This window comes from Aestuariivivens sediminis, assembly GCF_022662105.1.
Classification (GTDB): Bacteria; Bacteroidota; Bacteroidia; order Flavobacteriales; family Flavobacteriaceae; genus Aestuariivivens; species Aestuariivivens sediminis.
This window is the reverse complement of sequence record NZ_JAKMCP010000001.1, coordinates 707,936-723,889: the sequence shown is the minus strand read 5'-3', so window position 1 is coordinate 723,889 and position 15,954 is coordinate 707,936. Positions and strand designations below refer to the sequence as shown.

18 protein-coding genes are annotated in these 15,954 nt (G+C 37.7%); 15 read left to right on the top strand and 3 right to left on the bottom strand.

Features of this window, described 5'->3' with window-relative positions; all coding sequences use genetic code 11:
* Window positions 1-48: 48 nt before the first annotated feature.
* The 5 genes from trmB to MR054_RS03025 all read left to right on the top strand — a co-directional run bounded on the left by trmB (window position 49) and on the right by MR054_RS03025 (window position 3,190).
* Window positions 49-723, top strand: coding sequence for a tRNA (guanosine(46)-N7)-methyltransferase TrmB (gene trmB, locus MR054_RS03045; protein WP_242156098.1), 675 nt, complete (start codon window positions 49-51; stop codon window positions 721-723).
* A 1-nt stretch (window position 724) separates the two neighbouring features.
* Window positions 725-1,360 (top strand): LysE family transporter, encoded by a 636-nt coding sequence (locus tag MR054_RS03040; protein WP_242156096.1) that lies wholly within the window; start codon window positions 725-727, stop codon window positions 1,358-1,360.
* The gene (locus tag MR054_RS03035; RefSeq protein WP_242084124.1) at window positions 1,357-1,686 is read left to right on the top strand and encodes an MGMT family protein; all 330 of its coding nucleotides are present in this window, start codon (window positions 1,357-1,359) and stop codon (window positions 1,684-1,686) included. Before MR054_RS03040 ends, MR054_RS03035 begins: the two co-directional genes overlap by 4 nt.
* Before the next feature lie 121 nt (window positions 1,687-1,807).
* Window positions 1,808-2,944: an Mrp/NBP35 family ATP-binding protein gene (locus MR054_RS03030; RefSeq protein WP_242084125.1), complete on the top strand. Its 1,137-nt coding sequence runs from the start codon at window positions 1,808-1,810 to the stop codon at window positions 2,942-2,944.
* Between the two features lie 3 nt (window positions 2,945-2,947).
* Window positions 2,948-3,190, top strand: a complete 243-nt coding sequence (locus MR054_RS03025) for a NifU family protein (protein WP_242084126.1) — start codon at window positions 2,948-2,950, stop codon at window positions 3,188-3,190.
* Here MR054_RS03025 and MR054_RS03020 read toward each other — a convergent pair.
* From MR054_RS03020 to MR054_RS03010, 3 genes are all read right to left on the bottom strand, one after another.
* Window positions 3,187-3,567: a HEPN domain-containing protein gene (locus MR054_RS03020; protein WP_242156094.1), complete on the bottom strand. Its 381-nt coding sequence runs from the start codon at window positions 3,565-3,567 to the stop codon at window positions 3,187-3,189. The two genes, MR054_RS03025 and MR054_RS03020, sit on opposite strands and share 4 nt — an antisense overlap.
* Window positions 3,568-3,670: 103 nt before the next feature.
* On the bottom strand, window positions 3,671-7,201 hold the full coding sequence (gene nifJ / locus MR054_RS03015) for a pyruvate:ferredoxin (flavodoxin) oxidoreductase (RefSeq protein WP_242156092.1): 3,531 nt from the start codon (window positions 7,199-7,201) through the stop codon (window positions 3,671-3,673).
* A 365-nt stretch (window positions 7,202-7,566) separates the two neighbouring features.
* Window positions 7,567-7,917, bottom strand: a complete 351-nt coding sequence (locus MR054_RS03010; RefSeq protein WP_242084130.1) for a 4Fe-4S binding protein — start codon at window positions 7,915-7,917, stop codon at window positions 7,567-7,569.
* A 169-nt stretch (window positions 7,918-8,086) separates the two neighbouring features.
* Between MR054_RS03010 and MR054_RS03005 the strand changes: the two genes are divergently transcribed.
* From MR054_RS03005 to nuoK, 10 genes are read left to right on the top strand one after another with little or no spacing between them, the layout of a single operon-like run.
* Window positions 8,087-9,943 carry a 2-oxoacid:acceptor oxidoreductase subunit alpha gene (locus MR054_RS03005; RefSeq protein WP_242084131.1) on the top strand — a complete coding sequence of 619 codons (1,857 nt, stop codon included), beginning with the start codon at window positions 8,087-8,089 and terminating at the stop codon, window positions 9,941-9,943.
* A 1-nt stretch (window position 9,944) separates the two neighbouring features.
* On the top strand, window positions 9,945-10,955 hold the full coding sequence (locus MR054_RS03000) for a 2-oxoacid:ferredoxin oxidoreductase subunit beta (protein ID WP_242084132.1): 1,011 nt from the start codon (window positions 9,945-9,947) through the stop codon (window positions 10,953-10,955).
* Between the two features lie 11 nt (window positions 10,956-10,966).
* Window positions 10,967-11,317, top strand: a complete 351-nt coding sequence (locus MR054_RS02995; protein ID WP_242084133.1) for an NADH-quinone oxidoreductase subunit A — start codon at window positions 10,967-10,969, stop codon at window positions 11,315-11,317.
* On the top strand, window positions 11,287-11,877 hold the full coding sequence (locus MR054_RS02990; protein WP_242084134.1) for an NADH-quinone oxidoreductase subunit B: 591 nt from the start codon (window positions 11,287-11,289) through the stop codon (window positions 11,875-11,877). Before MR054_RS02995 ends, MR054_RS02990 begins: the two co-directional genes overlap by 31 nt.
* Before the next feature lie 2 nt (window positions 11,878-11,879).
* Complete coding sequence (locus tag MR054_RS02985; RefSeq protein ID WP_242156090.1) at window positions 11,880-12,422, top strand: NADH-quinone oxidoreductase subunit C; 543 nt, start codon at window positions 11,880-11,882, stop codon at window positions 12,420-12,422.
* Window positions 12,423-12,427: 5 nt separating this feature from the next.
* The gene (locus MR054_RS02980; RefSeq protein WP_242156089.1) at window positions 12,428-13,549 is read left to right on the top strand and encodes an NADH-quinone oxidoreductase subunit D; all 1,122 of its coding nucleotides are present in this window, start codon (window positions 12,428-12,430) and stop codon (window positions 13,547-13,549) included.
* Window positions 13,550-13,582: 33 nt separating this feature from the next.
* Window positions 13,583-14,623 (top strand): NADH-quinone oxidoreductase subunit NuoH, encoded by a 1,041-nt coding sequence (gene nuoH / locus MR054_RS02975; RefSeq protein WP_242156086.1) that lies wholly within the window; start codon window positions 13,583-13,585, stop codon window positions 14,621-14,623.
* Window positions 14,624-14,625: 2 nt separating this feature from the next.
* Window positions 14,626-15,102, top strand: coding sequence for a 4Fe-4S binding protein (locus MR054_RS02970; RefSeq protein WP_242084139.1), 477 nt, complete (start codon window positions 14,626-14,628; stop codon window positions 15,100-15,102).
* A 6-nt stretch (window positions 15,103-15,108) separates the two neighbouring features.
* Complete coding sequence (locus MR054_RS02965; RefSeq protein WP_242084140.1) at window positions 15,109-15,627, top strand: NADH-quinone oxidoreductase subunit J family protein; 519 nt, start codon at window positions 15,109-15,111, stop codon at window positions 15,625-15,627.
* 2 nt (window positions 15,628-15,629) lie between these two features.
* Window positions 15,630-15,947 carry an NADH-quinone oxidoreductase subunit NuoK gene (gene nuoK / locus MR054_RS02960; RefSeq protein WP_242084141.1) on the top strand — a complete coding sequence of 106 codons (318 nt, stop codon included), beginning with the start codon at window positions 15,630-15,632 and terminating at the stop codon, window positions 15,945-15,947.
* Window positions 15,948-15,954 lie beyond the last annotated feature (7 nt).

Genomic DNA, 15,954 nt, shown 5'->3' with positions numbered 1-15,954 from the left:
TCACATATTTCCTTAATTTTACCAAATAATTAAATTACAAAATCATTAGTGGGTAGTAAAAATAAGTTAAAACGATTTATAGAAAACGATTCATTCTCCAATGTGTTTCAACCAACTCGAGATGAATTGGTTAAAAAAAAATATCCTTTAAAAGGACAATGGCGGAACGAGGTTTTTGAAAATGATAATCCGTTGGTTTTGGAACTTGGCTGTGGTAAAGGGGAATATGCGGTTGCTTTAGCAAGGCAATACCCCAATAGAAATTTTATAGGCATTGATATAAAGGGAGCTCGTTTTTGGAGAGGAGCCAAAACAGCGATAGAAGAACGCATACCGAACGTTGCATTTTTGCGTTCACAAATAGAGCTCATAGAACATGCCTTTGCTAAAAATGAAGTTGATGAAATTTGGATTACCTTTCCGGATCCTCAAATAAAATACAAGCGTACCAAACATCGATTAACAAATATTCAATTCTTAAGTCGATATAAAACCATACTTAAACCCGAGGGCATCGTTCATTTAAAAACCGATAGTGAATATATGCACGGTTATACACTTGGCCTTTTGCATGGAATGGGACATGAAGTTCTTTATGCGAATCACGATATTTATAAATTAGAAGGCAGCCCTCCCGAAGTGACGGGTATTAAAACCTTTTATGAATTGCAGTATTTGGAACAACAAAAACCAATTACCTATATTAGATTTAAACTCAACTAAGTTGGATATTACTATTACATTCTTTTTAGGACTCGTTATTGCACTTATTGGGGTTATTCCCCCTGGCCTTTTAAATATGACCGCTGCTAAGATTAGTTTGAAAGATGGACATATTAGTGGTATTATGTTTTCCATTGGCGCTTGTATCACTGTTTTTGCTCAGACTTATATTGCTGCCATTTTTGCACGCTATTTAAGTAATCATGTCGAAGTTATTGAAATTTTGCAGCGAGTGGCATTTGTTGTTTTTGTATTGATTACCGTTTACTTTTTATTCATTTCAAAATCGAAACCTCAACATAGTTTAAAGCCAAAAATAAGAAGTAAGCATAGTAGGCTTTTTCATGGAATATTTTTGTCCGCCCTTAACGTATTTCCCATTCCTTTCCAAGCTTACATGACCATTACCTTAGCATCCGTTGGATGGCTTGAATTCGATAAAATAAGTATCGTGTCTTACGTTTCGGGTGCCGCAACGGGAACCTTTGTTATGTTATATATGTACATTTTTTTCTTTGATAAAATAAAGAGCAAATCTTTCACATCACAGAAAAGCATGAATTATATTATTGGATCTATTACTGGTATCATATCCCTTGTTACCCTAATTAATATCATAAAGGATTTGAGTTCATGAAGGAGGAGACTTTAAATTTCTTCGAAAAAGTATATGAAGTGGCCCAACAGATACCTTATGGCAGGGTGACAAGTTACGGTGCCATAGCAAAATATCTCGGAGCCGCTAGAAGTGCACGTATGGTAGGGTATGCAATGAATGATTCTTCAGAAAAAGATGTTCCAGCCCATCGTGTAGTGAATAGAAAAGGGATACTTACAGGTAAACACCACTTTAGTGGAACCCATTTGATGCAGCAGCTTTTAGAAAGTGAGGGCCTTCATGTTTCTGATAACCAGATTCAAAATTTCGATAAAGTTTTTTGGGATCCTTCTAAGGAATTGTAATGAGGTTCAAATTTTTATAAAATTCTCAAATATCAGCATAAATAAAACTTCTAACTTTAACCTTCTGTCTTACAGCTTTATTACATATCTTTGCATTTTAGAATGATTCTTAATAAAACACATGAAACTTAACAAACAAGACATATTAAAGGCATTAGAAACTATTACAGTACCTGGAGAAGGACAGAACATGGTAGAAAGTGGCGCAGTAAAAAACGTGATTGTTTTTGGTGATGAGGTAGTGGTAGACATTACTATAAAGAACCCTAGTTTGCAGGCCAAAAAACGTACTGAGGTTGATATTTTAAAGACTATTCATGAGCTGGTATACGAGAAAGCTAAAATAACTGTTAATGTTAAAGTTGACGCTCCTAGTCAACCTAAAGCTAATGTCATTAAAGGGAAACCAATTGCCGGTATTCAGAATATAATAGCTGTCGCATCGGGAAAGGGAGGCGTAGGGAAGTCTACAATAACCGCTAATTTAGCCGTTACATTATCTAAAATGGGCTTCAAAGTAGGTGTTTTAGATGCCGATATTTATGGGCCTTCAATGCCAATCATGTTTGATGTTGAAGCAGAAAGGCCTTTAGCGGTAAATATTGATGGTAAATCTAAAATGAAACCCATTGAAAATTATGGCGTAAAAATGTTATCTATCGGATTTTTTACCCAACCCAACCAAGCAGTAGTTTGGCGTGGTCCTATGGCTGCTAAAGCATTGAATCAAATGATTTTTGATGCACATTGGGGCGAGTTGGATTTCTTACTTATAGATTTACCTCCAGGTACAGGAGATATTCATTTAAGTATTATGCAGGCTCTTCCCATTACGGGGGCTGTAGTGGTAAGTACCCCTCAGAATGTGGCATTGGCAGATGCCAAAAAAGGAGTCGCTATGTTTCAGCAAGATAGTATAAATGTACCCGTATTGGGGTTAATTGAAAATATGGCCTATTTTACTCCTGAAGAATTGCCGGACAATAAATATTATATTTTTGGAAAAGAAGGAGCTAAAAATCTATCGGAAGATTTGGACGTCCCTTTTCTAGGTGAAATTCCTTTAGTTCAGAGCATCAGGGAGGCCGGAGATATTGGTCGGCCTGCGGCGCTACAAACAGCTACGTCAACGGAAAATGCCTTTGAAAGTTTAACTAAAAATGTAGTACAGGAAGTGGTTAGGAGAAACGATAATCTACCACCTACTGAAGCGATAAAAATAACAACAATGGCTGGTTGCTCGGCGGTTAAAAAATAGGTCATGACTACAGAAGAACTTAGAGTAAATATAGAAAAGGCCCTTGACGAAATCCGTCCTTTTCTGCAAAGCGATGGTGGGGATATTTCTTTATTATCCATCGAAGATGATAAGTTGGTTAAGGTCCAACTCACCGGAGCCTGTGTTGGCTGTAGTGTCAATCAAATGACATTAAAGTCCGGTGTAGAAATGACTATTAAAAAATATGCACCGCAAATTGAGCAGGTGATTAATATTGGGGTTTAGGACGTTAACTCTTTTTCGTCCTTTAAAAAGGCATATAAGTTATTTGCAGTTGCAAAGCAGGTATTAATTTTAGACACTTCATGACAATATCTGGAATCAATTTCATGATTCGTGCAATTCAAATTAGACAAGTCTATCTTTTCGAAATTTTTATTTAAAGTTTTACATTTATCAAACAGTTGATCAATGGTTTTGTAAGCGTCTGGGTTAACCCCCCTCTTAGATAAATAACCTTTTAAAAAATTCATAATTGCCATTTGTGAGTTTTTACAAATGGAATATGCAATAATATCTTCTTCTGGTCTGTATAGCTCCTTATTGGCCTCGGTAAGGTTCTTAAACGCTTTTTCAAATAATTGGGTAGATTGATTTTTCATAATATTTAAATTTAAGAATTGAACTAATCCAGAACCCGGTTACTAAGGGTACTGGATTAGTTAATCCATATGATATCCAATAGATAAGACCTTCAGTTAATCATTAAAGGTTTCTGTAAAGTTCTAATCGCTCCCATTTGGTGTCTACTTCTTCCTGTGCTTGCTTAAGAAGATCAGCTCCTAATTCCGCATTATCCTTGACAACTCTGGAAAAGCGCGTTTCAGTATACATAAACTCTTCTAAAGGAGCTTCAGGGGCCTTTGAATCCAGTTTAAACTTCTTGCCTTTGGGTTTTGAAGGGTCAAATCTAAACAAGGGCCAATATCCTGTTTTTACTGCCATATCCTGATGATCTGCTGCATCTCTAAGATTATATCCATGATCTCCACAATGCGAGTAAGCAATAATAAGTGATGGACCATCATATGCTTCTGCTTCCTCAATTGCTTTTAAAGTTTGCAGATCCTTTGCCCCTATAGCAACCTGTGCGACATACACATTTCCATACGAAATTGCTTGTAAGGCTAAATTTTTCTTGCCTGTACGTTTGCCGGACACTGAAAATTTGGCACTTGCACCAAGCGGTGTTGCTTTAGAAGTTTGTCCACCTGTATTGGAGTAAATTTCGGTATCCAATACCATAATATTGATATTTTCACCTGAGGCTAATACATGGTCAACGCCACCGTAGCCAATATCATAGGCCCAGCCGTCACCACCAAGAATCCAAACGGATTTCTTGCGTAAATGATCTGCCAATTGTGATAGTTTTTTCGCATCTGGACTGTTAATAGTAGCCAACTTGGCTTTGAGCTGGTTTAAATTTTCAAAGTTTTCTGCCTTTTCAGCCTCGGTTTGTTCAGGATTGTTTAAAATGGAATCAACCATTTCAACACCAATTTCACTTTCGAGTCCTTTTAACAGTTTTATGGCGACTTCCTGTTTTTTTGATAAGGCCAGTTTCATACCCAAACCAAATTCAGCGTTGTCTTCAAAAAGTGAATTGGCCCAAGCAGGACCTCTACCAAAAGCATTCTTTTTGTAAGGTGTGGTTGGCAAATTGCCTCCATAAATTGACGAGCATCCTGTGGCGTTTGCAATTAATATACTATCACCATATAATTGAGTTAACATTTTAATATAAGGTGTTTCACCACAACCTGAACAGGCTCCTGAAAACTCAAATAAGGGTTCAAGAAACTGCGATCCTTTAATGTTAGTAATCTGCAATTCAGACCTATTATAATCCGGAAGGTTGATAAAAAAGTCCCAATTGACATTTTCATTTAATTCTACCTCCAATTTCTTATGCATATTAATGGATTTAAGGTCTGGGTTCTCCTTGCTTACTGCCGGACAAACCGCTACGCAAAGATCACAACCGGTGCAATCCTGTGGAGAGACTTGTAGAATATAAGATTCAGTTTCACTGTTAAAAGGTCTGCCTTTCGCGGGAACAGCTTTTAAAGTAGATGGCATGCTTATTAGTTCATCATTGGAAACTACCTTCGCCCTGATAGCTGCATGCGGACAAATAACTACACATTTGTTACATTGGGTACACAGGGTTTCATCGTCCCAAACTGGAACGAAATCTGCGATACCACGTTTTTCAAATTGGGTGGTCCCTGTTGGGAACGTGCCGTCAATGCTGAATGCGCTAACGGGTAATTCGTCACCTTTACCTGCTAAAATCTTACCTAATACCTCTTTAACAAAAGGATCGTCCGAACCGGTCATTATTGGTTTTAATTCGTCATTGCTGGTAATTTGTTTTGGATAGTCTACTTTTTGGAGATTTTCTAAAGATTTATCAACTGCGTTAAAATTCATTTGAACGACTTTTTCTCCTTTTTTTGAATAAGATTTTACAATAGCATCTTTAATTTTCTGGATTGCCTCATCTTTAGGTAAAACCCCTGAAATTGCAAAGAAACAGGTTTGTAAAACCGTATTGGTCCGTTTCCCTAATTTAGCGTCTTGGGCTACTTTTGAGGCGTCTATCACATAAAACTCTAAGTTATTTTTTATGATCTCTTCCTGCATTAATTTTGGAAGTTTATCCCAAATGGTATCCTTATCATATGGTGAATTTAACAAAAAGGTCCCGCCTTTTTTAACATGGTTAAGAATGTCATACTTTTCAATAAAATTAAACTGATGACATGCTACAAAATTGGCCTTATGGATAAGGTAAGTTGAATAAATTGGATCTGGGCCAAAACGTAAATGAGAAACCGTCTGTGCACCTGCTTTTTTAGAGTCATAAACAAAGTAGCCCTGAACATAATTATCTGTAGTTTCACCAATGATTTTAATCGAATTTTTATTGGCTCCCACAGTACCATCAGATCCCAATCCAAAGAACATACAGTTAAAGGTGTTTTTAGAGGTTTTAAACCGCTCACCAATCTCTAAACTGGTATGGGAAACATCATCATTAATCCCAACGGTGAAGTGATTTTTAGGTTGATCGAGGTCTAAGTTATCCAATATAGCTTTAACCATTGCCGGATCAAACTCTTTAGAAGACAACCCATAGCGGCCGCCAACTATGGTTGGCATTGCACGATCACTTTCATTAAAGGCCGTAATAACATCCTGGTAAAGGGGTTCTCCTATGCTGCCCGGCTCTTTAGTTCTGTCCATTACGGCCACTTTTTTAACGGTTTTTGGCAACGCCTCAATAAAGTGGCTTATGGAAAATGGCCTAAATAAGCGTACGATAATGGCTCCAACTTTTTCGCCCTTTTTAACCAGGGCATCTATGGTCTCAATAACCGGACCTTGGCCGGAGCCCATGATAATAATAATTTTTTCTGCTTCTGGATGACCCAAATAGTAAAATAGACTATAACGTCTTCCCGTTTGTTTGTAAAACTCATCCATAGTATCCTCTACAATGCCGGGTACTTTATTGTAATGACCATTCGCTGCTTCCCGAGCTTGGAAGAAAACATCTGGATTTTGTGATGTGCCACGTATTACAGGATTATCAGGGTCTAAAGATCGTTTTTTATGTTTTAGAATATCTTCTTCAGGCATCATGGAAGTAATTGTATCATCTGAAATGGCATCAATTTTTGATATTTCATGAGACGTTCTAAAACCATCAAATATGTTTAAGAATGGGACTCTGGTTTTTAGGGTAGCTACTTGGGCAATTAAAGCCAAATCTTGGGCCTCTTGTACCGACCCCCCAAAAAGCATGGAAAACCCGGTTTGTCGTGTAGCCATAACATCCGAATGATCTCCAAAAATGGAAAGAGCATGGGTGGCTATAGTCCTTGCGGCTACATGAATAACCGTTGGCAATAATTCACCTGCAATTTTATACATATTGGGAATCATTAATAAAAGCCCTTGAGAGGCGGTAAATGTGGTCGTTAATGCACCCCCTTGCAATGATCCATGAACGGCGCCTGAGGCACCACCTTCACTTTGCATTTCAACAATTCTTGGAATGTTTCCCCATATATTTGTTTTGCCGTTTGCGCTAAAAACATCGACATGTTCTCCCATTGGAGAGGCCGGTGTTATGGGGTAAATGGCACAAACTTCATTTGTTTTGTGGGCTATTCTCGCTACCGCTTCGTTGGCATCGCATATTAACTTTTTGGTTTTTGCTTCCATGATATTACACTTTAATAAATTGTGTCGAAAAGTAACTATTATAGCATTTAAATACTATGACATATGTCAGGTATCTTTTAGGATAGCTGTTTTAAACGGGTGGTGCGCATCTATTTTAGAAATAGGAACTCCTGTTAAAAGTGGAAATATCTTTTGAAAAAATGCATCCATAGGAATATGGATGGGTTGATCATGTAGTAGGGGTTAATCAATTTGGGGTTTAAATAAGATCAGAATTAAAAATATGAAACATAGGGAAAGTCCTGAACAGTGGATGTATACAAAAACACACCCAACTCACTAGAAGGGTGTGCTCATTCTAAATTAATTGAACAAATTACAGTTCAAGGGGTAAGAGAACATATTTATTCAGCGTGTAACCAAGCCTTTTTTGCTAATAGTTCTTCTTCAGATTCTACGTGATCTTCATCTGGGACACAACAATCTACGGGACAAACTGAAGCGCATTGCGGTTCTTCGTGGAATCCTTTACACTCGGTACACTTTCCAGGTACAATAAAATAGAACTCATCCGATATTGGTTCGTTTTCAGCATCGGCATCCACTTCTTCCCCACTTGGTAATGATACCATGCCAGTTAAGGCTGTTTCGTCAGAATAGGACCATTCTTGATCAGGTTCATAAATTGCATTGTTTGGACATTCTGATATGCAGGCATCACAATTAATGCATTCGTCTGTTATAATAATCGCCATAATATCTTTATTTTTGAAAAATGATTCGTTGTAAAATTAAAATTTCATTTAATACTTTCATGTGACAAATATCATATTTATTGTTAAAAAGTGAAATTATTTTTGGGACGCCATCATTTTAAGTTTACTAAGATGTGGTAAATTTAGTTAATTTTAACTTTATTGTGGTATGATGACACCAAATATAAAACCCCGACCAGAAACTTTAGAGGCAGTTATCATTAGATTTGTTGGAGATTCCGGTGATGGTATGCAATTAACGGGGACCCAATTTTCTGATACGTCGGCCATGTTCGGAAATGATATAGCTACCTTTCCAAACTACCCGGCAGAGATTAGAGCACCCCAAGGTAGTTTGTATGGGGTTTCCGGATTTCAGGTACATATAGGAAGTGTTGAGATTAGTACTCCTGGAGATGAAGTAGATTTATTGGTAGCCATGAATCCCGCTGGTCTTAAGACGAATTTGCATGCCGTTAAGCCTGGACATACTATTATCGTGGATACAGATGCATTTACTAAAAAGAATCTTGAAAAAGCGCAATATGAGACGAATCCTTTAGAGGATGGCAGTTTAGCAAATTATAGAGTTATTGAGGTGGCCATGACATCCTTAACTAAGGAAGCCGTTAAGGATATTAGTGGCTTGGATAATAAAAGTATTACGCGTACTAAAAATATGTTTGCCTTGGGCATGGTCTATTGGATGTATGATCGTTCGTTGGATCATACGATTAAGTTTTTCAACAAAAAATTTAAATCCAAACCTGAAATTATTGAGGCAAATACTAAAGTGTTAAATACAGGATTTTATTTTGCTGAAACCTTGGAACTCATTCCAAATGCATATACTATATCTCCGGCTAAAATGGAATCCGGAACCTATAGAATTATTATGGGAAATACAGCCACTGCCTGGGGTTTTCTAGCAGCGGCTGAAAAAGCAAATTTAGAATTGTTTTTAGGGTCCTATCCAATTACACCGGCATCAGATATTTTACATGAATTGGTGAAACATAGGCATTTTGGTGTAAAGTCGCTTCAAGCCGAAGATGAAATTGCTGGAATTAGTTCGGCCATAGGAGCTTCCTTTGCAGGTAATTTGGCCATTACTACGACCTCAGGGCCTGGTTTAGCCTTAAAAGGTGAAGCCATTGGATTGGCAATGATGCTGGAACTACCTTTGGTAGTGGTAAATGTACAGCGGGGAGGTCCATCGACAGGGTTACCAACTAAAACAGAACAATCAGATTTACTTCAAGTCCTGTATGGAAGAAATGGTGAAAGTCCAGTTATTGTTTTAGCGGCAAGCACGCCGGCCAATTGCTTCGATTATGCCTATCAGGCGGCAAAGCTTACAGTAGAGTATATGACTCCGGTTATCCTATTGACCGATGGCTATATAGCGAATGGCTCTGCTCCGTGGAAGATTAAATCCGTGAAGGACATGCCTGAAATTAAAAATAATATTGTTGAAGAAGTTACCGATAATTGGCATCCTTATGATAGAAATGATGAATCATTAGCTCGTAATTGGGCCATTCCAGGTACACCAGGATTAGAGCATAGAGTAGGAGGATTGGAAAAAGACCGCGTTAGTGGTAATGTATCCTATGTCCCGGAGAATCATGAATATATGACGAAGATAAGGGCCGAAAAAATTAAGCGAGTTCAAAATTGTATACCGGAGTTAACAACAGAGTTTGCCGCTAAAGGTGATGTGTTGGTAGTAGGATGGGGGGGTACCTATGGGTCCTTGCATTCAGCGGTAAAACACATCCATGGAGAAGGTGTCAGAAATATAGGGTATGTACATTTTAATTATATTAATCCGCTTCCAAAAAATACCGAGAAAGTATTGAAGCAGTTTAAAAAGATTTTGGTTTGTGAATTAAATAGCGGACAGTTGGCTAAAGTACTCAAATCTAATTTTAATGGTTTGGATATTGTGCAGTTCAATAAAATTCAAGGGCTTCCATTTAGTAATGGTGAGTTGGTTGAAAAATTTAAACAAGTATTAAAATAATATGGAAACGACAGTAGAAAAATATACGTATAAGGATTTTGAAAGTGATCAGGAAGTTAGATGGTGTCCAGGTTGTGACGATTATGTTATTTTAAGGGCTGTACAAAAAGCATTGCCTGAAATTGGAGTAAGAAGGGAGAATGTGGTTTTTATCTCTGGAATTGGCTGTTCTTCTCGATTTCCATATTATATGAATACTTATGGCATGCATGGTATTCATGGTCGGGCTCCGGCAATAGCCACTGGAGTGAAACTGGCTAATCCGGATTTAAGTGTTTGGGTAATCACTGGAGATGGCGATTCTATGGCGATTGGAGGAAATCATTTTATTCATGTTTTGAGAAGAAATGTGAATTTAAATGTGATTCTTTTTAACAATGAAATTTATGGACTTACTAAAGGGCAATTTTCACCTACATCATTAGTTGGACAAAGAACAAAATCATCGCCTTATGGTAATACTCAACCACCTTTTTCGGCAGGTGAATTAGCCTTGGGTGCCAATGCACGTTTTTTTGCACGCATTGGAGGCAATGTCCCAAAGGATATGTCGGAGATTTTTATTGAGGCAGAACGTTTTAAAGGAACATCATTGATTGAAGTCTTGCAAAATTGTCCCATATTTAATGATGGTGCTTATGAAGAATTTACTAATCGCGCGGTAAGGGAAGATAAGCAATTATTTGTAGAGCATGGGAAACCAATGATTTTTGGCAAAGACAGGAATAAGGGACTTGTATTAAATGGTATAAAATTGGAAGTTGTCAATATTGGTGAAAATGGGGTGACGGAAGAAGATATACTCATACATGACGCCAAAACTGAAGATCCAACATTACACCAAATGTTGGTAAGATTAAGATATCCATTAGTGACTGGAATCATAAGAAGTTTTGAGGACAAGACCTTTGAAGTGAGGGAAAACGAAGTGACCAAACAAGTGAAGGAGGATTCTAAATTTGTCAAGGCAGACGATTTGTTCTTCTCAGGAGACATATACCAGGTATTTTAAAACATTTGAAAATGGGTTCAGAAGCGATTATTGTATTTTTTTTAGCTGGCGTTGTTTTGGTAGCAGGAGCAAATTTCCTGTCTAATTTAATTTCACCAAAATCAGATAGTCCTCAAAAAAGAGATCCTTACGAAAGTGGTATGAAAACCATTGGTCCAACTTGGGTTCAGTTTAAGGTTGGATATTACTTATTTGCAATATTGTTTTTGATTTTCGATGTGGAAGTTGCTTTTTTAGTACCATGGGCTGTGGTTTTTGGTGATTTTGGAGGCATTGCTTTTATTGAAATTTTTATTTTCTTATTTATATTAGGTTTAGGACTGCTTTATGCATGGAAGAAAGGAGCGCTAAAATGGGAGTAGACAATACATATAAAATTCCAGATGATTTTCCGGGTAAAGTGATTCCGGCTGGTAATGGTGCCAACATTGTAGTAACTTCACTGGATAAAATTATTAACTGGGGCCGATCGAATTCGCTTTGGTCACTCTACTTCGGCACAAGTTGCTGCGCGATTGAAATGATGCAAACCGGAGCAGCAAGGCACGACTATTCAAGATTTGGTTTTGAAGTAGCACGACCTTCTCCCAGACAGGCCGATCTTATCATAATTGCAGGTACCATTGTAAATAAAATGGCGCCGGTTCTGAGACGACTTTATGAGCAAATGGCGGAGCCCAGATATGTAATAGCCATGGGTGCATGTGCAATTTCCGGAGGGCCATTTTTTTATAATACCTATTCGGTAGTGAAAGGGGCAGATCATGTTATTCCCGTGGATGTTTATGTTCCAGGTTGCCCACCAAGACCGGAAGCCTTATTGGAGGGCATGTTGATGCTTCAGGATAAAATTAGGACAGAAAGTATGAAAACCAAGAAAGATCCGATTGATGGTTTTGATGAAGGAATCTATAATAAGTAATTATGACTAATGCAGCCTTAAAAGAATTAATTGGAAGCTGGTTTCCAAATCCGGAAGTCCCTGTAGATGACAAACCTGAAAAGGGAATTTCTGAAGTTCAAGAACCCCAAGAACCGCAACCTTCTAGCCTATTGGAATTTACCGAAGAAGGCTCTGAATTCTTAAATATCATTGTTCCTGCCACGCATTTGCATGCGCTTATGTTGAAATTAAAAACACATCCCGATACCCATTTTAATTACTTGTTTTGTCTGACTGGAATGGACTGGGAACCTGCTCTAGGAGTGGTTTACCACCTGGAGTCTACCGAACACAGACATATGGTTGTTGTAAAAGTTAAAACTGAAGATCGAGACAACCCGAATTTCGATTCGGTTTCCGATATATGGAGGACCGCTGAGTTCCACGAAAGGGAAGTCTATGACTTTTTTGGAATAAAATTCAATAACCATCCTAATTTAAAACGGCTTTTCCTTACAGACGAATGGGATGGCTTTCCTCTTAGAAAAGATTATGTAGACGACATAAACATGGTTATAAAGTAACAGCTATGCAAGAAACCACAACCATAAATAATTTCAAATCAGAAGAATACTTCATTAATATGGGTCCTCAACATCCCGCCACCCATGGAGTACTAAGACTTTTATTGACTATCGATGGGGAAATTATTAAGAAGGTTGAGCCGGATCTGGGTTATATACATCGTTCCATAGAAAAAATGTGTGAACGGGATAGTTACCAGCAAATTGTGCATTTAACGGATAGAATGGACTACTTGTCCTCACATATTAATAATGAAGCTGTATGTCTAACAGTAGAAAAAGCTCTTGAACTAGAGGTTCCAGATCGCGTAAAAGTAATAAGAACGATTATAGGAGAACTTACTAGAATAGCATCTCATTGCTTATGGTGGGGTGTTATGGGCATGGATGTTGGAGCATTAACGACGTACTTCTACGGATTTAGAGATCGTGAGATGATCAATGATATTTTTGAGGAGACTTGTGGAGCACGATTGACCATGAATTACAATGTACCGGGGGGATTGATGTGGGATATTCATCCCAACTTTGTAAACAGGGTAAAGAAGTTTATTGTCCATTTTAAAACTAAAATCCCTGAATTTGACAGGCTTTTAACTGAGAATATTATTTTTCAGAAACGGACAAAAGGTGTTGGTGTACTTTCCAAAGAAGATGCTATTTCGTTTGGAGCTTCAGGGCCTGTAGCAAGAGCATCTGGGTATTCTTGTGATGTTCGAAAGTACCATCCTTACAGTGCTTTGGATAAAGTAACTTTTACTGAAGCTCTGCAAACACAAGGAGATACCTTCGCACGATATGTTGTGCGTATCCAGGAGTTGTGGGAATCCCTGTCCATAGTAGAGCAATTAATCGATAATATTCCGGAGGGAGAACATCGCGTGGCCACAAATGCAGTAATTAAATTGCCAAAAGGAGAGTATTACCAAAAAGTTGAAACGGCAAGAGGCGAATTAGGCGTTTATGTTGTAAGCACTGGTACAAAAAATCCTTACCGTTTGAAATTTAGATCTCCCGGGTTTTCAAATTTATCCTTGTTAAATCATATTGCAGTTGGAGGGAAAATAGGAGACCTTGTCGCGACAATGGCAACTTTAGATTTGGTAATACCTGATATTGACAGATAATTAAAGACAATGAAAATAGATTTCATCTTAACAATGAATTTGCATAATTGGCTAAACAGCATAATGCCTGAGACCGCGGCTCAGATTACGGAAATGATAATAATTGCTATAATTTATTTGGGTATTTTTTCCGTTGCCGGTTTATTCTTGGTGTTCATGGAGCGACGTGTGGCAGCATGGTTCCAATTGCGTATTGGGCCTAACCGAGTTGGTTATCAAGGATTGTTACAAACTATGGCTGACGCTTTAAAATTGGTTTCGAAGGAATTGACAGGAACGGTGAAGGCAGATAAATTTCTCTATAACCTGGCGCCCTATTTTGTTATTATTTCGTCGTTAATGGCCCTCGGTCTTATTCCATTTTCAAAGAGTTTTCAAGCATTCGATATCAATATTGGTATTTTCTTTTTAATTGCGGTGTCTTCCATTGGTGTCATTGGGATCCTACTGGGTGGTTGGGCCAGTAATAATAAATATTCCCTTATTGGTGCAATGCGAAGCGGTGTACAGACCATAAGTTATGAACTCTCCGTCGGGCTGTCCCTGTTGACTATGGTTTTACTAACAGGATCATTACAGCTTTCTGAAATGGTTGAAGTTCAAAAACACGGATGGCTCATTCTTCAGGGGCACATACCAGCCGTAATAGCATTTATGGTATTTATGATAGCCGGGACAGCCGAAACCAATCGGGCACCTTTCGATATGGTTGAAGCTGAATCGGAATTGGGAGCTGGGTTTCATACGGAATACTCTGGAATGAAATTCGCCTATTTCTTCTTAGCAGAATTCATAAATATGTTCATTATAGCGGCAATTGCAACAACGGTCTTTTTTGGAGCTTGGCTATCACCTTTTGGAATTACAGAGTCCTTGCCGTGGTTGGGAATAATTTGGTTCTTAATAAAAACTTTTGCGTTGGTATTTTTAATGATGTGGTTTAGGTGGACCTTTCCGAGGTTAAGGGTTGATCAATTATTGACTCTGGAATGGAAATATTTATTGCCAATTAATTTAGTGAACATAGTGGTTATGGCATTGATTGTCTGGCAAAAATTAACGATTCAATTTTAATTATGAGCTATTTTTCAAACATATATCATGGTATTAGAACTTTGCTTACAGGAATGAGTGTAACGGGAAAGTATTTCTTGAATTCCAGAAAAGGGGCCATTACCCAACAATATCCGGATAACAGGGATACGCTAAAGATGTTCGAAAGGTTTCGAGGTGAGGTTATTATGCCTCATGACGAGAACAATGAACATGCCTGTACAGGCTGCCAGAAATGTGAAATAGCCTGCCCAAATGGGTCTATTGAGATTATCTGGGACAGAGGTATTGATGAATACTCAGGAAAAAAGAGAAAGAAGATCGATAAGTTCGTCTACCACCTTAGCTTATGCACAATGTGCGGCCTATGTATTGATGTGTGCCCTACCGATGCTATTAAATGGGGACAAAATTTTGAAAATTCAGTTTACGATAGAACTAAGCTCACAAGAGTTTTAAATAAACCTGACTCCAAATTAAGGGCAGGCATAGAAGATTAATATCTTATGGAAAGAATACTATTTTATCTTTTGGCTTTAAACATGATAAGTTTTGCCATAGCAGCCGTTAGTACTAGAAAGATGTTACGTTCGGTTATTTATTTACTTTTCGTATTGGTGGGTGTAGCAGGAATCTTTTTCCTGATTGATTATAACTTTCTTGCGGCCATACAACTAACGGTATATGCCGGAGGAATAATTGTTCTCATCATATTCTCCGTATTATTGGTTCATCATATAGAGCTGAAATTGGAAATGGCAAAACCCAAAAGGCAGATTGCAACAGTGATTGCTTGTTTACTGGGCATAGGCTTGTTTTTAACAACCATCTATTCGTATCATTTCAATGTAGTAGAAAATAACCTTACTACGACTACTTCAGACATTGGTTCAAAACTACTAAGTTATGGTGAAGGCGGATTCATCTTGCCGTTTGAAGTTATTAGTGTACTGTTATTGGCTGCCATGATCGGAGCTATTATAATTGCTAAAGGAAAGAAGTTAAACCCAAAAACCCATACGTAATTATGATTGAAGGTATTTCCATTTACGATGTCTTAACCTTAACTACTATTTTATTTTTTATTGGTGTTTATGGATTTCTTACAAGAAAGAATCTGATATCGATTTTAATATCGGTAGAAATGATTTTGAACGCATCAGTTGTAAATTTTGTAATTATAAACAAATATTTATATCCCGATATATTACAGGGTGTTATTTTTTCAATATTTATTATTGCGGTTGCCGCTGCAGAAACGGCACTGGCTGTAGCCATAATTATAAATCTTTACAGGCAGATAAGTTCTGTTGAAGTTAAAGATACTGAAGTGATGAAGTATTAATTGATTT